A 16,253-nucleotide genomic window follows, 5' to 3' on the forward strand; every position below is an offset into this window, starting at 1 on the left:
GGCGCATGCCTGAGCACGTCTCGCTCCTTCAGCTGATCGGCATGGCCGTCCTCACCGTGGCGGGCCTCGCTTGGGCCGTCGTCGTGATGCGCCTGCTGCGCCGCTCCCGCGTCGAGGCCGCTGTCGAATGGCATGCCGCCGCCGCTCTGCCGGCCCTCCCGCACCAGCGCCAGGTCGGCCCCCCGCAGGAGTCTGTCGAACTGACCCCGGCGGAACAGGACGCCTTCACGGGCCTGGTGCGACGACTCGACGGCCGCTGACGGGCGAGAGCGCCGAAGCCCCGCCCGAGCTAGGCCTGCCGCGCCGCGCGCCGCTCCATGGCGTGCCGGGCTTCGTCCTCCGTCGTGTAGACCTCGCACATGTGCCGCCCGTCGGGTGTGGCCGTGTGCTCGACCTCCCACAGGGAGACCTCCCGGCCGTCCGGCAACAGGAACGCGTGCTCGTACAGCGCGAAGCTCAGCCCCGCCCGACCGGCTCGTCCGGGCCGCCCGAACGCCTGGGTGATCTCGTGCGCGGATGCCGTCGCCAGCAGCGCCGCCATCGCCGCGCCCGGATGGTCGGGGTTCTCCGCCCGGCGCAGCAGTCGGCGCGCGTGATCCGCTGAGTCGTCCGGGAGATACACGTGTCGGGGCTCGGGAATCGCGGACAGCTGCATCAGTACCGGCAGTTCGAAGTCCGGCGTGTCCGACGGCAGCGCGAGCCGCGCGGTGGCGGTGTGCAGCTCCTCCTCGTCGACGTACACCTCGTGCTGCGCGTCACCACCCGGTGCGGGGTTGTGAACGAGCTCCCACAGGGTCACCGCTGAGCCGTCGGTCAGCAGCCAGGTGTGCCGGTACGTCTCGCGGTGCAGCCCCGCACTGTGGTGGGCGGAGTGCAGGGAACTGTCGTGCGCCAGCGCGCAGTCGATCCGCCGTATCACGTCGTCGGGCAGCTCGAAGGAGTTCAGGGCACGGCCGAGGAGTCGCGCGAGATGCTCCTCCGGAGACTCGGGCGACTCGGCTGGTTCGTACGCTGCCGTCTCGTACGGAACGCTCAAGGCTTCTCCCGGCGTTGCTGCATGTCACCTAGTGGGTGCATACCGTAGCCCCTCGGTCGGACATCATGTCCGGGAACCGAGAAAACGTCTGCCGGGAAAACGTGAAGACCGCGCGAGAAGTTCCCGCGCGGCTCCACATTCCGTCAAAAGCGGCCGGTCAGACAGCACTTCCGGCGGACCAGGCGCTCCACGACATGTTCCAGCCGTTGAGCCCGTTGTCGGGGGCCACCGTCGTGTCCGGAGAGTTCTTCACGATCACGACGTCCCCGATGAGCGTGCTGTCGTAGAACCACTTGGCCATCGTGTCGCCCTGCGCACCCTGCACGTCCGCCAGGCCGACGCAGCCGTGGCTGGTGCCCTGCCGGCCGAAGGGCGGGTTGCCCTTGTTGTACCAGTAGTTGCCATGGATGAACGTGCCGGACGAAGTCAGTCGCATCGCGTGCGGCACGTCCGGGATGTCGTACTCCCCGCCGAAGCCGACCGTCGAGCCGTTCATGCGGGTCTGCACGAACTTCTCGGAGATCACCATCTGCCCGTTGTACGTGGTGTGCTGCGGGCTGCCCGCGGAGATCGGCACCGACTTGATCGTCTTGCCGTCCCGCACCACCGTCATGGTCTGCGTGTTGGCGTCGACAGTGGAGACCTGCGAGCGCCCGACGGTGAAGGTCACCGTCTTCTTCTGTACGCCGTACGCGCCGTTCGCGCCCTGCACCCCGTCCAGGTCGATCTTCATCGTGACCTTGGAGCCGGCCTTCCAGTAGTCCTGCGGCCGGAAGTCCAGTCGCCGGTCCCCGAACCAGTGTCCGACCACCTGCTGCCCGCTGCTGGAGTTGACCGTGATGTGCGACTGCACGGTCTTCTTGTCGGTGATGGACTTGTCGAAGGTGAACGACACCGGCATGCCGACTCCGACCGTCGAGCCGTTGTCGGGCGTGTAGGTACCGATGAAGCTGTTCGCCGAGGTGACGGTGGTGAAGATGGAGTTGGCCGCCGCTGTACGCCCGCCCGCGTCCTTCGCAGTCACGTTGATCTCGTACTTGGTGCCGCGTTCCAGCTGCTGCTTCGGCTTCCAGCTGCTGCCGTCCGCCGATACGGCCCCCTGCACCGCCTGACCCGACCCCGCCACGGCCATCTTCACGTCCGTCAGCTTGCCGTCGCTGACCTTCACGCCGGTCGCGTTGATGGACGCGCCGGTCGAACCGTCCTTGGCCGAGATCACTATCTTCGCCGCCGACGTCTTGGGCGAGTCCTTGCCGCCCTTGCCGTCGTCGTTCGTCGCGTTGGCGCTGCCGCCGCAAGCGGTCAGGGTGAGGGCGCCGACCATCAGGGCGGCACAGGCCCCCAGTGCGCGCCGCGCTGTAATGTCCGGCGTTGTCACGGGCTGCTCCAAGTTCGTGTGATGCGCGTGATCCGTTCCAGTGCGTGATGAAAGAGGGCCCTGGTGCCGGGGAGGGTTCCCTCCAGCCTTCGTGAACGCCATCACGTGACAGAACCGCGACAATCCGAACCCCCAGGGCTCGCGTCCGGGCAGGCGCGCGCCCCTTCCGGGCGCCGTGCGCACACAGGCAGAGCGCCCCGCCTTCCACCCGGCCCCGTACCTATCGCTTCCCGTACAACTCCCCGTACGACGGCCACACTCCCCCCGGCCCGTCGACCGACTCGGCGGCGTGCACGGCACGTACGATCGCGCGCGTCACGAGGTCCGCGGCGGCCGCGAGGATGTCGTTGAGCGCCAAGGGGTGCTCGCTGCCGAGCGGGCGCGCGCCGGTCGCCAGCGCGAACACCGTGTCACCGTCGTGCAGAAGGTGCACCGGCCGCACGGCGCGCGCGATGCCGTCGTGCGCTGTGCCCGCCACCTTTTGTGCCTGCGCCTTGGTGAGGTCCGCGTCGGTCGCGACCACCGCGAGCGTCGTGTTCAGCGGCGGGGGCGAGTTCCTCGAAGCAGCCGCGTCGAGTCGTCGGCGTGCGGCCTCGTGCACACGCGCCTCCGGATACTCCACGCGCCCCTGGAACAACTCCCCGTACAGCACGCCCGTTTCGGGATCCACGACGGCCCCCGCGGCATTCACGACGACGAGCGCGGCCACGGTGACTCCCGAGTCGAGGACCGTGCTCGCAGTCCCCACCCCGCCCTTGATTCCTCCCGCCACGGTGCCGGTACCAGCACCCACGCACCCCTCCGGCACCCGCGCCCCCTGCGTGCTCGCCGCGGCCGCCTCGACCGCCGCGCGCCCTGTCGCCGCGTCCGGGCGGGCGTGGAAGTTCCCGCCCCGCCCCAGGTCGAAGACGCACGCGGCGGGGACCACCGGCACGACGTGGGTCGGCTCCGTCCCGACCGGCACCCCGCGCCCCCGCTCCTCGAGCCAGGCCATGACCCCGGATGCCGCGTCGAGCCCGTACGCGCTGCCTCCGGTCAGCACGACGGCGTCGACCCTCTGCACCACGTTGCGCGGGTCGAGGGCATCGGTCTCCTTGGTGCCGGGCCCGCCCCCGCGCACGTCCACGGCAGCGGCGGCGCCGCCCTCGGGCGCGAGGACGACCGTGGTGCCGGTGAGCCAGCCGTCCCCGCTGAGGGTGGCGTGTCCCACCCGGAGCCCGGCGACATCCGTCAATGCGTCAACTGTCATGGGGCCAGTCTTGCCCACCCGTAGGACGCGCCCGCAGGAGTCAGGAGGCCGGCGCCGAGGCGCTCCCGTGCCGCTCGTGGGCGACCGTGCGCGCCGTGAGCGTCACCCCGGTCGCCACCGCTGCCGCCGACACGAGCCCCGCGGCGAACACCGCCCAATCGCCCAGGAAGGTGCAGCAGATCACCAGCAGTGCCGTGACCGGAAGCACCAGCTGCTGGGTGATGCCGACCTTGAAGTGGCGCGAGTGCAGGGCCCACACCGTCAGCAGATACAGCGCCGTCGGCAGGGTCACGGCCGCTGAGGCGGACAGCGTCGAGATGTGCGCCTTGCCGACCGTCTGCTCCACCGCCACTTCCAGGCCCGAGCCGATCGCAGCTGCCGACGCGAAGATCAGATAGTGGCCGTAACCCCAGAGGAACGCCTGTTCGTTGGAGCGCAGGTGCCCGTGGATGGGCACCACGAAATAGATCCACCACGCGGAGAAAACGATCAGCAGGCCGCCTGCCGCGATCGGCAGCAGCTCACTCAGCGCGTCGTGCTCGTCCACCGCGGACTTCACGGCGACCGTGGCTGCGGCGATGCTCTCACCGAGCACGATGATCGTGAACAGGCCGTACCGCTCGGCGATGTGGTGTGGGTGCCATGCCGTCTCGTGGCCCTTCTCTGCGTACAGCGGCACACACAGCTCCGCGATCGCCATCACCAGGAACGTCCAGGGCCGGGCGGGCGCGGGCAGCAGTACCAGTCCCAGCCAGCCGACCTGGCACAACAGCACACCACCCACGTATCTGAGCGCCGCGGTTCTCTCCGCGCCCTCGGCCGATCTCGCCGCTCTCAGCCACTGTGTGACGATCGCCAACCGCATGATCAGGTAGCCCAGCCAGACCATCAGGTAGTTGTGGTGCTCGAACGCCTGGGAGACGCCCGCGGCCAGAACCAGCACGCCGGCGATCTGGACCAGGGTGACGACCCGGTAGAGCGCGTCGTCGTTGTCGTACGCCGAGGCGAACCAGGTGAAGTTCATCCAGGCCCACCAGATGGCGAAGAACACCATCGCGTAGTTCAGGATTCCGTCGCCCGCGTGCCCCTCGGCCACTGCGTGCACGAGTTGCACGCCCGCCTGCGCGATGGCCACGACGAAACACAGGTCGAAGAAGAGCTCCAGCGGGGAGGAAACCCGATGCGCCTCGTCGCGCCCGCGCGCGGTGAGCCGCCGCAGGAGCCCCTGGGACTGCTGTGCGCCCGGTGAGGCGGGCGCCGGAGCGGAACTGGACGTCATGCCTCCCAGGACAGCAGAAAACCGCGACAAAATCTTGTGAACAGGTTCACAAATGGACAAATAGCCAAAGTCCCGGTGTGAACCCCAGGTCGGGCGCCCTCTTTCCCGCTTCGCCTGGCGGGCCATGGGGCTTTCGGGCATCGTTCGGGGACCGACGCGGTGCCCGGGCAGGTCCTCGCGGGCGTGCAGTGGCTCCGTAGCGACCACCTGATGCTGAAGGTGCGGGTCAGGACAGCCACGCCTGCGGAAATCATCACGGCGACCGCGGCGGAAGACACGACGGGCGAGCCCCCGGCGCGCTGGGACGCCTGGGCCGGCTTCCGGGACGGCTGCTGTCGCGACACCGTCGACGTCCGCGACTTCGTCCAGCGCAACTGCACCCCCCACGGCGGCGACGCCTCTTTCCTCGCCGGACCCGCGGAGCGCACCACCCGGGTCTGGAACGGTCTCCTCGCGACGTTCCCCGAGGAGATCGAACGCGGCTTCCACGACGTCGACCTGACGACCCCGTCCCGCACCGACGCCTTCGCCCCCGGCTACGTCGACCCCGACCCCGACCTGATCGTCCGCATGCAGACCGACGCGCCGCCCGGGCGGGACGTCATGCCGGGCGGCGGCCGGCGGATGGTCGACGGCACTCCGAAGGCCTACGGGTACGAGCCCGACCCTGGCGTCCGGGAGACCTACACCAAGACCCGCAAGACTTACAACGACGGTGTCTTCGACGCGTTCACGCCCGAGATCCGCGCCTGCCGCTCCTGCGGCATCATCACGGGCCTGCCCGACGCCTACGTCCGCGGTCGCATCATCGGCGGCTACCGTCGCGTCGCCCTCTACGGCGTCGACCGGCTCATAGCGGCCGAACAGGCGGTCAAGGTTCTCCTCGACGCCGAATGGCCGACGGCGCAGCTCATCCAGGAACGCGAGGAAGTCAGCGAGCAGATCCGGGCCCTCGAAGAACTCAGGCCCGTGGCCCTGTCCTACGGTTACGAGATCTCCGGCCCCGCCTGTCCTGGCCGCAAAGCAGTCCAGTGGCTGTCCTTCGCCTGTCTCGGCGCGGTCGAGGAGCAGAACGGTGCCGCCATGTCCATCGGCCGCTGTAACCCGTGTTGCCCTGGCCCGGGACGTGTTCGCGGCCCAGGGCCTGTCCGTGGTCTGAACCCGTGCCCTGCGGCTGCTCGGGCGGGCAGCCGCACGCGCCTGCCGAGACAGTTCTGCGGGGCCGTCCGGGTCGGGGACGTACCCTTGAGGCATGAGCACCGCCCCCGAATCCGAGCCGCGTGACCCGAAGCCCGCGCTGGTCTTCGACGACCCGCTGAACCAGCAGTCCTCGGACGACACCGACCGCGGGTGGGGCGATCGCTCGGACGGCGACAGCGCCGCCGACCTGAAGCGTTTCCTCGACGAGAAGCCGCCCCACCACCTCTGAGTCGCCCGCAGGAGCGCCGCTAGCGCTCGTCGTGCCCCGACCCGCGCTGCGCGACCAGCGCGTCGCGGATCTCTTTGAGGACCTCCAGCTCGGTCACCTCGATGACCTCGTGCGTGCCCTCGCGTGCCTTCTTGCGGGCCTCCTGCCGTGCCAGGTACTTCGACATCGGCAGCACCATCAGGAAGTACACCACCGCCGCGGTGATCACGAACGTGAGCGTGGCTCCGATGACGGTGCCCCACAGGATCGGCACACCGCTCTTCACCGAACCGTCCGCGTTCACCACACACGGGTCCTTGAGACAGGAGCTGTAGTGGTCCAGGCTCTGCGTGCCGATCGCGCCCACCAGCGGGTTGATGAGCCCCTTCACCACCGAGTTGACGATGTTCGTGAAGGCGGCGCCGATGACCACCGCGACCGCCAGATCGACGACGTTCCCGCGCATCAGGAAGGCCTTGAAGCCCTGCAGGATGCTCGGTTCCTTCTTCGCACTCACCTCGGGGACTCTCCTCGCATGCACAGGGTGTGGAACGAAACGCTCCGCAACCTACGGCACGGTGAGGCCATTGTGTCCAATTCCGCGGATCGATCAAGGGACTTGGCAGCAGGCCGCCGAGACAACGGACGAGGCGGCTCAGCACAACGTCACCGCCAGCCGTGCCGTGGCGCTTGCGCCGACGAGCCGAGCCGCCATGGTGCGCGGCACCGACAGCACGACGAGTGCCCCGCTCTCGGCCGCACCCTCCAAGGGCTCCGGGACCTTCGTCACCCGCACACCGCGCGCGAGCACCCGGGCGCCGCCTCCGGTCGACGGGTCCTCGGCGGCGATGACGTCGACCCGGTCGCCGGGCTGTAGCAGCCGGACGGTGGCGGCGTCGGCGATCCGCACCGGCGCCGTCACCATGTCCACCGTTGGCTGCCGTCGTACGGGCTCTGTGACCGGGTGCCCGCGAGCCCGGTCGGCGCGGTGCGGTTCTTCCGTCGAGGTCCGCGGCCCCGCCGCCACGAGCGCTGCCGCCGTCACGGCGAGACCGGCCGCGAGGGCTCGCCTGCGATGTCGTACGAGACGTTGCAGCTGATACCGCCCGCCCCGCACGCGCACCGGGGCGAAGTGGGGGACCTCGCAGGTCGCCGGGGCATCCGTGCCCAGCGGACGCGGGAGGCGGAAGGGAGGCGCGAAGGGCGAGCGAGGGTGCGGGGGAGAGGGCACGGACGGAGTGGGGGACGACGAGGTCAAAGGCATGAGGATCACCGCCTGCGACGAAGGATTCGGCTTGCGGTGCCACGATGAGGCCTCGCGCCGAAGCCCGCCGGAGCCGGTGGACTACCGACAGGTTGCGGACAACTCGCCCACCCGAACGGGGAACTCCGCTCGATCCGCCGCCTGGTTCTCCACAGGGCGGCTCCCTTCGACAGCCGCCCTGCCCGGCCGCCCCGCCTCCTGTATCCCCCTACGTCACTGCAGTTCGAAGCCCGGATCCATACCGCCGAGCGCGTTCACGCACAGGCAGTCCCGCGCCTCTGTTTCCGGCAGCGCCGCCACCGCGTCGAACAGCACACCCCGCAGTCGGTCCACATTGGCGGCGAACACCTGCAGCACCTCCTCGTGCGAGACGCCCTCACCGGTCTCGGCGCCGGCGTCCAGGTCGGTGACCAGGGTCAGCGACGTGTAGCACAGCTCCAGTTCACGGGCGAGCGCCGCCTCCGGATGCCCGGTCATGCCCACCACTGACCAGCCCTGAGCCTGGTGCCACAACGATTCGGCGCGGGTCGAGAAGCGCGGTCCCTCGACCACGACCAACGTGCCGCCGTCCACCGGTTCCCAGTCCCGTCCTCGTGCCGCCTTCAGCGCGGCGGCCCGACCTGCGGGGCAGTAGGGGTCGGCCATGGACACGTGCACCACGTTGGGCACCGTGCCGCCAGGCAGCGGCAGCCCGTCGAAGTACGTCTGCGCCCTGGACTTCGTACGGTCCACCAGTTGGTCCGGTACGAGCAGGGTGCCCGGGCCGTACTCGGGGCGCAGCCCACCCACCGCGCACGGTCCGAGAACCTGCCGGACGCCGACCGAGCGCAGGGCCCAGAGGTTGGCGCGGTAGTTGATGCGGTGCGGGGGCAGGTGGTGGCCGCGGCCGTGCCTGGGCAGGAAGGCGACCCGCCGGCCGGCGATCTCGCCGAGGAAGAGGGAGTCGCTGGGCTGCCCATAGGGGGTGTCCACCTGGACCTCGGTCACGTCGTCGAGGAACGAGTAGAAGCCCGAGCCACCGATTACGCCGATTTCTGCGTTCGCCATGACGAGCACACTAGCTGGCTGCGAAAACGCGGAGGAGCCGGTGCGGGGAACACCTGAGGCCCTGCCGTCGCACGACGGCAGGGCCCGGGGAATGCTTTCTCAGGCTGCGGAGCTGCTGGCGGAGCCCGACGAGGAAGACGAGGACGCCGACGAAGACGACGACTTCGAGTCGGACGACGAAGAGCTGGACGGCGCGGAGCCGGACGACTTCGACGCCGGGCTGCTGCTCGACGTGGAACCGCGGGAGTCGTTGCGGTAGAAGCCGGAGCCCTTGAAGACAATGCCGACCGCGGAGAACACCTTCTTCAGGCGGCCACTGCAGCTGGGGCACTCGGTCAGGGCGTCATCGGTGAACTTCTGAACCGCCTCGAGGCCCTCGCCGCACTCGGTGCACTGGTACTGGTAGGTCGGCACTGTCTTCCTCCTGGCACTCTCACTCGATGAGTGCTAACGACGGTCCATAGTGACGTATTCCCGGGGATCAGTCCACCGTCACCGGCACGCGGTGACCGACGCCACGTGCGACCGTGCGGTTCCGGGAGGGGGTGATGAGCAGCGAACGCAGGGCCACCAGGGTGGTCAGCGCGAGCAGGGTGCCGGCCATCGGCACCAGGAAACCGGCGCCGTTCCACAGGTGGTCCTCCAACTGTCCGGCGACGGTGACGGCGGCAGCCTGGCCGAGCGCGACGGCGCCGGTCAGCCAGGTGAACGCCTCGGTGCGGGCCCCGGCCGGCACCAGGCCGTCGACGAGGGTGTAGCCGGTGATGAGGGCCGGTGCGATGCACATGCCGACCAGCAGGCCGAGAGCGGCCAGCAACAGCACCGAGTGCGCCGTCCACAGCGCGGACGCGGTCAGCGCGAGCGCCGTGTAGCCGACGAGCAGGCGCTGCTGCGGGGCGACCTTCCAGGCGATGGCGCCGCAGACGATGCCGGAGAGCATATTGCCCGCGGCGAAGGTGCCGTACAGGACACCGTTCAGGCCGGGCTCGCCGATCGACTCGGTGAACGCCGCCAGCGACACCTGCATACCGCCGAAGACCGACCCGATGCCCAGGAAGGTCACGACCAGCACCCGCACACCGGGGATACGCAGGGCGGAAGCGTGCTGCACGCGCGCGTGCCCGCTCTCGCGGGTCACCGACGGCTGCGTCTTCCTCTGCGCGGCGAACAGCAGACCGCCGACGAGCGTCAGCGCGGCCTCCGTCACCAGGCCCGCGGACGGGGTCACGGCAGTGCAGAGCGCGGTCGCCAGCAGGGGTCCGAAGACGAAGGTCAGCTCGTCCGTGACGGACTCGAACGCCGCGGCGGTGGTCATCAGGGGCGAACCCTGGAGCTTCACGCCCCAGCGGGCGCGCACCATCGGTCCGACCTGCGGCACCGAGGCACCGGTCGGCACGGCCGCTGCGAACAGCGCCCACAGGGGCGCATGCGCCAGCGCGAGCGCCGTCAGGGTCAGGCCCGACAGCGTGTGCACCAGGACACCCGGGATCAGGACGGCGCGCTGCCCGTAGCGGTCGGCGAGGCGGCCGCTGTACGGCGCGAACAGCGCCATGGACACACCGGTGGCGGCCGCGGCGGCACCCGCGGCGCCGTACGAGCCGGTGGTGTGCTGCACGAGCAGCACGATGGAGATGGTGAGCATCGCGAACGGCTGGCGCGCCGCGAAGCCGGGGAGCAGGAACGTCCAGGCGCCGCGGGTGCGCAGCAACTGTCCGTAACCAGGGCGGGACGAAGCCGACGAGTTCTTCGCCGACTCGGTGGTGACCGTGGACGCCACGGCCCGTGCCTTTCTACCGCCTGGTAGCGCGCCCGTGCGGGGGCGCCGAGAGCTGTCCTCTTGCGCGGAACTGCGGTAGATACCGGTGCCACTGCGGAGGGCGTTCCGGCCGCCATACGGTCGCGCCAGCTCTGCGTCAGACAGAGTTGGTTCGATCAGGGTGCCTTAATAGTACAGGGGTCACAGGCTTGTGAGCCTGTGAAAATGAGCACCATGGGGCGCGTTCACCTGAGATTGGCGAAGGTGTGAACCGCTCGAAACACACCCTTAACGCACACTCGCGCAGCTCACGCCCGCATCGAGCGCCCCTCGCGCCGGCGGCCCGCGCTCAGCGCCCCGCGCCCGCCCCGTTCGTGCCCAGCCAGCCGGCCAGCTTGCCGCCGTGAGCGACGGCGCGCAGCCGTCGTTCCGCCGCGTCGCGGACCGGGTCGGTGGCGACCACGAGGAGTTCGTCTCCGTGCCGCAGGACCGTCGTGGGTAGCGGAACAAACGATTTTCCATCCCGGACGACCAGGGTGACGGCGGCCCCGGGTGGCAGCCGCAGCTCGTTGACCTCGACGCCGTGCATCCGGGAACCCTCGGGGATCGAGATGGACAGCAGATGCCCGCGCAGCCGCTCCAGGGGCGCCGACTCGATGCCGAGGTCAGACGCCTCGCCCTGCTCGCCCAGGCGCAGTGTGCGCGCCAGCCAGGGCAGGGTCGGCCCCTGGATGAGGGTGTAGACGACGACCAGCACGAAGACGATGTTGAAGATGCGGCGGCTGCCGTCGACGCCGTTCACCATGGGGATGGTCGCCAGGATGATCGGCACGGCGCCGCGCAGCCCCGCCCACGACATCAGTGCCTGCTCCGGCCACGGCACCCGGAACGGGGCCAGGCTCAGCACCACGCTCAGCGGGCGGGCCACCATGGTCAGCACGAGACCGATGACCAGAGCCGGCCAGATGTCGTCGCCCAGCTCGTGCGGGGTGACAAGCAGGCCGAGCAGGACGAACATGCCGATCTGGGCGATCCAGCCGACTCCCTCGGCGAATCCGCGCGTGGCAGGCCAGTGCGGGAGTCTGGCGTTGCCGAGCATCATCGACGCCAGGTACACGGCCAGGAAGCCGCTGCCGTGCGCCAGCGCGCCGGCGGCGTACGCCGTGACGGCGATCGCCATCACGGCGATCGGGTAGAGGCCGGAGGCGGGCAGGGCCACGTGCTTGAGGCCCCACGACCCGAACCAGCCCACCGCGAGCCCTATGGCCGCGCCGATGGCCAGTTCCAGGGCTATCTCGCCGAGCAGGACGTACCAGTGCTCGACGGGGCCTGTCACGCAGAAGGCGACGACCAGGATGACCACAGGGGCGTCGTTGAAACCGGACTCCGCCTCCAGCGTGCCCGTCACGCGCGCGGGGAGGGGGATTTTGCGCAGGACCGAGAAGACCGCCGCCGCGTCCGTCGAGGAGACCACCGCGCCGATGATGAGCGCCTGCCGCCACTCCAGCCCCACCAGATAGTGCGCGCCCGCCGCTGTGACGCCGACACTGATCGTGACCCCTGCCAGCGCCAGTACGGAGGCAGAAGCCAGGGCGGGCCGGATCTCCTTCCACTTCGTGCCCAGACCGCCCTCGGCGAGGATCACGACCAGGGCCGCGTACCCCATGACCTGGGTCATCTCGGCGTTGTTGAAGTGGATGTCCCCGATGCCGTCCTGGCCCATGAGGACGCCGATGCCCAGGTAGACGAGCAGGCTGGGGAGCCCGCTGCGCGAGGAGATCCGGACGGCCGCGACGGCGACCAGGAGGACGAGCGAGCAGACGAGCAGGAGCTGGTTGAGGTGGTGAACGGTCAGCGGCGGTTTCCTTCCTTGGCCCGCGCGCGGGGCGGGCGAGCTCACGTACACAAGACCCGAGGCTGCGGCGCACCGCACCCAAGCACTTCGTTACCTTACCTAACTCTTGACGCTTTCTTGACGTTCGCCGAGGCAAGATCGAACGTCCGTGCGCGCTGGTTCCCGACTCCGCGTCAAGCGGTTCGGGGCCCTGCGCCTATGGTTGCTCCAGCGCTCATTCAAAGTCACAGCCCGACCTGCCGCTCGCGTTAGGACAGCAAGGACAGCGATGCCCCCCAACACCACCGCCACAAAGGGTGACACCGCCACCGCGGGTGCCACGCCCGGCACGTCCGGTAGGAAGAAGGGGCGCAAAGCCCGGCTGATCGTGCTGGTGCTGGTCCTTGCCCTCATCGGAGGCATCGCCTACGGGGCGTACTGGTCGATCAGCACCGTCCGCGCCTCCTTCCCGCAGACCACGGGTTCGATCACGCTCGACGGCCTCTCGGGACCCGTGGACGTCAAGCGGGACGGTAACGGCATACCGCAGATCTACGCCTCGTCCGACGAGGACCTGTTCATGGCGCAGGGCTACGTCCAGGCACAGGACCGGTTCTACGAGATGGACGTGCGCCGGCACATGACCTCCGGGCGCCTGTCGGAGATGTTCGGCAAGGGCCAGGTCAAGAACGACGAGTTCCTGCGCACCCTGAGCTGGGACCGGATCGCCGAGGAGGAGTACGACACCAAGCTGTCGGACTCCACGAAGAAGTACCTCCAGGCATACGCCAAGGGAGTCAACGCCTACCTTCAGGGCAAGGACGGCAAGGACATCTCCCTCGAGTACGCAGCCCTGGGCTTCACCAACGATTACAAGCCCGAGAAGTGGAGCCCGGTCGACTCCGTCTCCTGGCTGAAGGCGATGGCCTGGGACCTGCGCGGCAACATGCAGGACGAGGTCGACCGTGCCTTGATGACCAGCCGCCTCGGCCCGCAGCAGATCGCGGACCTGTACCCGGAGTACCCCTACAGCCGCAACAAGCCGATCGTCCAGAAGGGTCAGTACAACGAGCTGACCAAGACCTTCCAGCAGGGCGACGCCACAGGCGGCTCTCAGGGCGCAGCGGGCACGACCGGCTCCTCCACCTCGTCCACGTCCGGTTCGGCCCTCACGAGCCAGCTGGCGGGCCTTTACAAGGTCCTGGACGACGTGCCCACCGCCGTCGGAGTGAACGGCCAGGGCATCGGCTCCAACTCCTGGGTCGTCTCCGGGCAGTACACCATCACCGGCAAGCCGCTGCTCGCCAACGACCCGCACCTGTCGCCGTCGCTGCCGTCCGTCTGGTACCAGATGGGCCTGCACTGCCGCAGCGTCTCCAGTAAGTGCCAGTACGACGTCACCGGCTACACCTTTGCCGGCATGCCCGGTGTGATCATCGGCCACAACGCGGACATCGCCTGGGGCATGACCAACTCCGGTGTCGACGTCACCGACCTGTACCTGGAGAAGCTCAGCGGCAACGGCTACCTGTACGACGGCAAGGTCCGGCCCTTCAAGAGCCGCGAGGAGACCATCAAGGTCGCCGGCGGCCAGTCCAAGAAGATCGTCGTACGCCAGACCGCCGACGGGATGCCGCTGCTCTCCGACCGCGACGACGAACTCGTCCAGGTCGGCAAGAGGGCCACCGTCAACACTGCGGCGCCCGACCGCGGCGACGGATACGGCATCGCCCTGAGGTGGACGGCGCTCGACCCGGGCACCTCCATGGACGCCGTGTTCGCCATCGACAAGGCGGCCGACTGGGACGACTTCCGATCCGCGGCCGCACTGTTCGACGTGCCCTCGCAGAACCTCGTCTACGCCGACACCGAGAACCACATCGGCTACACCCTGCCCGGCAAGATCCCCACCCGCTCCTCGGCGGACAGCGGTTCCATCCCGGCGCCGGGATGGGAGTCGAAGTACCGCTGGACGGGCTTCATCAAGCAGGACGAGCTGCCCTACGAGTACAACCCCAAGCGCGGCTACATCGTCACCGCCAACCAGGCCGTGGTCGACCAGGACAAGTACCCGTACACACTCACCACCGACTGGGGTTACGGCACCCGTAGCCAGCGCATCACCGACCTGATCGAGTCCAAGATCAAGGACGGCGGCAAGATCTCCACCGACGACATGCGCCAGATGCAGCTGGACAACAGCAGCGAGATCGCCAAGTTGCTGGTGCCCAAGCTGCTGAAGATCAACCTTGACGACAAGAACGTCCGGGAAGCGCAGAAGCTGCTGGAGGGCTGGGACTACACCCAGGACGCCGACTCCGCCGCTGCCGCATACTTCAACGCCGTCTGGCGCAACATCCTCAAGCTCGCCTTCGGCAACAAGCTCCCCAAGGAGCTGCGCGTCAAGGGCCAGTGCCTGTGGGTCCACAAGGTCGACAGCACCGGCCCGGTGGACGACGACACCAAGGTGCGCGAGTGCGGCCAGCGCGACGCCGACCAGGCGCAGCCGGACGGCGGCGACCGCTGGTTCGAGGTCGTACGCAAGCTGATGGACAAGCCGGACAGCGACTGGTGGAAGACGCCTGCGTCGGGCACCCGGCCCAAGGCCGACAACCGCGACCAGCTGTTCGCCCGCGCCATGATCGACGCCCGCTGGGAGCTGACCGCCAAGCTCGGCAAGGACATCGACACCTGGAACTGGGGCCGGCTGCACCGCCTGTTCCTGAAGAACCAGACACTCGGCACCGAGGGACCCAAGTTCCTTCAGTACGTCCTCAACCGCGGCCCTTGGAGGCTCAGCGGAGGCGAGGCCACCGTCAACGCGACCGGCTGGAACGCCGCCGGCGGCTACAGCGTCGTGTGGGTGCCGTCCATGCGGATGGTGGTCAACCTCAAGGACCTCGACAAGTCCAAGTGGATCAACCTGGCCGGAGCCTCCGGGCACGCCTACAGCGCCCACTACACCGACCAGACGAGCAAGTGGGCCAAGGGCGAGCTGCTGCCCTGGTCGTTCTCGGACAAGGCGGTCGACGAGAGCACCAGCGACACGCTCGTCCTCAAGCCGTGAGTCGCTGACGTAGGCCGATGAGATGGCCCTCCACGCGTGTGTGTGGAGGGCCATCTCGCATGTGGCCGGGGACCGGATCGGTCAGGCGCTCGCGAAGCGGCGCACGCCCGACGGCGTCACCACCGCGTGCACCGGCTGGTCATGCGCCTCTTCGGGTACGCGCGCGACGACCTCCGTGTCGTACAGGAGCACCACGAGCGCGGGGTGTGCTCCCGCGCGCTCCAGACGTGCGAGCACGCGGTCGTACGACCCTCCGCCGCGCCCCAGGCGCATCCCGCGCGCGTCCACCGCGAGGCCGGGCAGCAGAACGACGTCAGCGGTGATCACAGCGTCCGGGCCGAGGCGCTTGCCGGAAGGCTCGAACAGGGCCATCTTTCCCCCGTGTTGGATTCGCGTGAGGGAGTCCGGGCCGGCGTAGTCGCCCCAGTCCAGGTCGTTGTCGGGCAGGAGCGCGGGGAGCAGGACGCGCACGCCCCGCGCGCGCAGCGCATCCAGCAGCGCGAGCGTGCCGGGCTCGCTCCCGACGGAGACGTACGCCGCCACCGTGCGCGCATGCGCCAGTTCGGGCAGTTCAAGGGCGTGCCGAGCCAGTGCGTCGCCCGCTTCCCGGACGACATCCTCCGTCAACCTGTTCCTCATCGCGAGGAACTCCCGTCGCAACATTCGCTTGTCAGGCTCGGCAGCGCGTCCGTCGTGTTCCACTTGTCGCTCTCGCACCCTTCCTTATGTGCTCATATGAGGGCTGATCAACCGGAGCCACAGATTCTCTGCAAAGGCACCGGATAAGGTGCGGGCATGACTCAGTCGAACCCCAGGATCAGCAAGGCTGTCATTCCCGCAGCAGGTCTGGGTACCCGGTTCCTGCCGGCCACCAAGGCCACTCCGAAGGAGATGCTGCCGGTCGTGGACAAGCCGGCGATCCAGTACGTGGTCGA

16 protein-coding genes are annotated in these 16,253 nt (G+C 69.1%); 5 read left to right on the forward strand and 11 right to left on the reverse strand.

Features of this window, described 5'->3' with window-relative positions:
* Positions 1–5 precede the first annotated feature (5 nt).
* Complete coding sequence (locus ABZ471_RS04355; protein WP_359062235.1) at positions 6–260, forward strand: hypothetical protein; 255 nt, start codon at positions 6–8, stop codon at positions 258–260.
* A gap of 29 nt (positions 261–289) precedes the next feature.
* Here the strand turns inward: ABZ471_RS04355 and ABZ471_RS04360 are convergent, their stop codons facing one another.
* The 4 genes from ABZ471_RS04360 to ABZ471_RS04375 all read right to left on the reverse strand — a co-directional run bounded on the left by ABZ471_RS04360 (position 290) and on the right by ABZ471_RS04375 (position 4,942).
* A complete protein-coding gene (locus tag ABZ471_RS04360; RefSeq protein ID WP_359062237.1) occupies positions 290–1,036 on the reverse strand; it encodes a DUF6227 family protein in 747 nt (248 codons plus the stop codon).
* A 157-nt stretch (positions 1,037–1,193) separates the two neighbouring features.
* Positions 1,194–2,414: an Ig-like domain-containing protein gene (locus ABZ471_RS04365; RefSeq protein WP_359062239.1), complete on the reverse strand. Its 1,221-nt coding sequence runs from the start codon at positions 2,412–2,414 to the stop codon at positions 1,194–1,196.
* A 220-nt stretch (positions 2,415–2,634) separates the two neighbouring features.
* Complete coding sequence (locus ABZ471_RS04370; protein ID WP_359062241.1) at positions 2,635–3,663, reverse strand: P1 family peptidase; 1,029 nt, start codon at positions 3,661–3,663, stop codon at positions 2,635–2,637.
* 40 nt (positions 3,664–3,703) lie between these two features.
* Positions 3,704–4,942, reverse strand: a complete 1,239-nt coding sequence (locus ABZ471_RS04375) for a low temperature requirement protein A (RefSeq protein WP_359062243.1) — start codon at positions 4,940–4,942, stop codon at positions 3,704–3,706.
* Positions 4,943–5,101: 159 nt separating this feature from the next.
* On the opposite strand from ABZ471_RS04375, the gene ABZ471_RS04380 reads away from it, so the two are divergent.
* Both ABZ471_RS04380 and ABZ471_RS04385 read left to right on the forward strand, forming a co-directional pair.
* Positions 5,102–6,226 carry a pyruvate formate lyase family protein gene (locus ABZ471_RS04380; RefSeq protein ID WP_359062245.1) on the forward strand — a complete coding sequence of 375 codons (1,125 nt, stop codon included), beginning with the start codon at positions 5,102–5,104 and terminating at the stop codon, positions 6,224–6,226.
* The gene (locus ABZ471_RS04385) at positions 6,195–6,371 is read left to right on the forward strand and encodes a hypothetical protein (protein ID WP_359062247.1); all 177 of its coding nucleotides are present in this window, start codon (positions 6,195–6,197) and stop codon (positions 6,369–6,371) included. The genes ABZ471_RS04380 and ABZ471_RS04385 overlap by 32 nt, the downstream gene beginning before the upstream one ends.
* Before the next feature lie 19 nt (positions 6,372–6,390).
* On the opposite strand, the gene mscL is transcribed toward ABZ471_RS04385, so the two are convergent.
* From mscL to ABZ471_RS04415, 6 genes are all read right to left on the reverse strand, one after another.
* Complete coding sequence (gene mscL / locus ABZ471_RS04390) at positions 6,391–6,867, reverse strand: large conductance mechanosensitive channel protein MscL (protein WP_359062249.1); 477 nt, start codon at positions 6,865–6,867, stop codon at positions 6,391–6,393.
* Positions 6,868–7,005: 138 nt separating this feature from the next.
* Positions 7,006–7,614, reverse strand: coding sequence for a hypothetical protein (locus tag ABZ471_RS04395; RefSeq protein ID WP_359062251.1), 609 nt, complete (start codon positions 7,612–7,614; stop codon positions 7,006–7,008).
* Between the two features lie 213 nt (positions 7,615–7,827).
* Positions 7,828–8,661: an S-methyl-5'-thioadenosine phosphorylase gene (locus tag ABZ471_RS04400; RefSeq protein ID WP_359062253.1), complete on the reverse strand. Its 834-nt coding sequence runs from the start codon at positions 8,659–8,661 to the stop codon at positions 7,828–7,830.
* Between the two features lie 99 nt (positions 8,662–8,760).
* Complete coding sequence (locus ABZ471_RS04405; RefSeq protein ID WP_359062255.1) at positions 8,761–9,075, reverse strand: FmdB family zinc ribbon protein; 315 nt, start codon at positions 9,073–9,075, stop codon at positions 8,761–8,763.
* 67 nt (positions 9,076–9,142) lie between these two features.
* Complete coding sequence (locus ABZ471_RS04410; RefSeq protein WP_359062257.1) at positions 9,143–10,438, reverse strand: MFS transporter; 1,296 nt, start codon at positions 10,436–10,438, stop codon at positions 9,143–9,145.
* A gap of 328 nt (positions 10,439–10,766) precedes the next feature.
* Complete coding sequence (locus ABZ471_RS04415; RefSeq protein ID WP_359062259.1) at positions 10,767–12,323, reverse strand: potassium/proton antiporter; 1,557 nt, start codon at positions 12,321–12,323, stop codon at positions 10,767–10,769.
* 217 nt (positions 12,324–12,540) lie between these two features.
* Between ABZ471_RS04415 and ABZ471_RS04420 the strand changes: the two genes are divergently transcribed.
* Complete coding sequence (locus tag ABZ471_RS04420) at positions 12,541–15,318, forward strand: penicillin acylase family protein (protein ID WP_359062261.1); 2,778 nt, start codon at positions 12,541–12,543, stop codon at positions 15,316–15,318.
* 81 nt (positions 15,319–15,399) lie between these two features.
* On the opposite strand, the gene ABZ471_RS04425 is transcribed toward ABZ471_RS04420, so the two are convergent.
* On the reverse strand, positions 15,400–15,981 hold the full coding sequence (locus ABZ471_RS04425) for a 5-formyltetrahydrofolate cyclo-ligase (protein WP_359062263.1): 582 nt from the start codon (positions 15,979–15,981) through the stop codon (positions 15,400–15,402).
* Between the two features lie 132 nt (positions 15,982–16,113).
* Between ABZ471_RS04425 and ABZ471_RS04430 the strand changes: the two genes are divergently transcribed.
* The coding region (locus ABZ471_RS04430) for a sugar phosphate nucleotidyltransferase (RefSeq protein ID WP_359062285.1) at positions 16,114–16,253 on the forward strand (140 nt) is incomplete at its 3' end.

Origin of the sequence: Streptomyces sp. NPDC005728, assembly GCF_040630895.1 — a bacterium.
GTDB lineage: Bacteria > Actinomycetota > Actinomycetes > Streptomycetales > Streptomycetaceae > Streptomyces.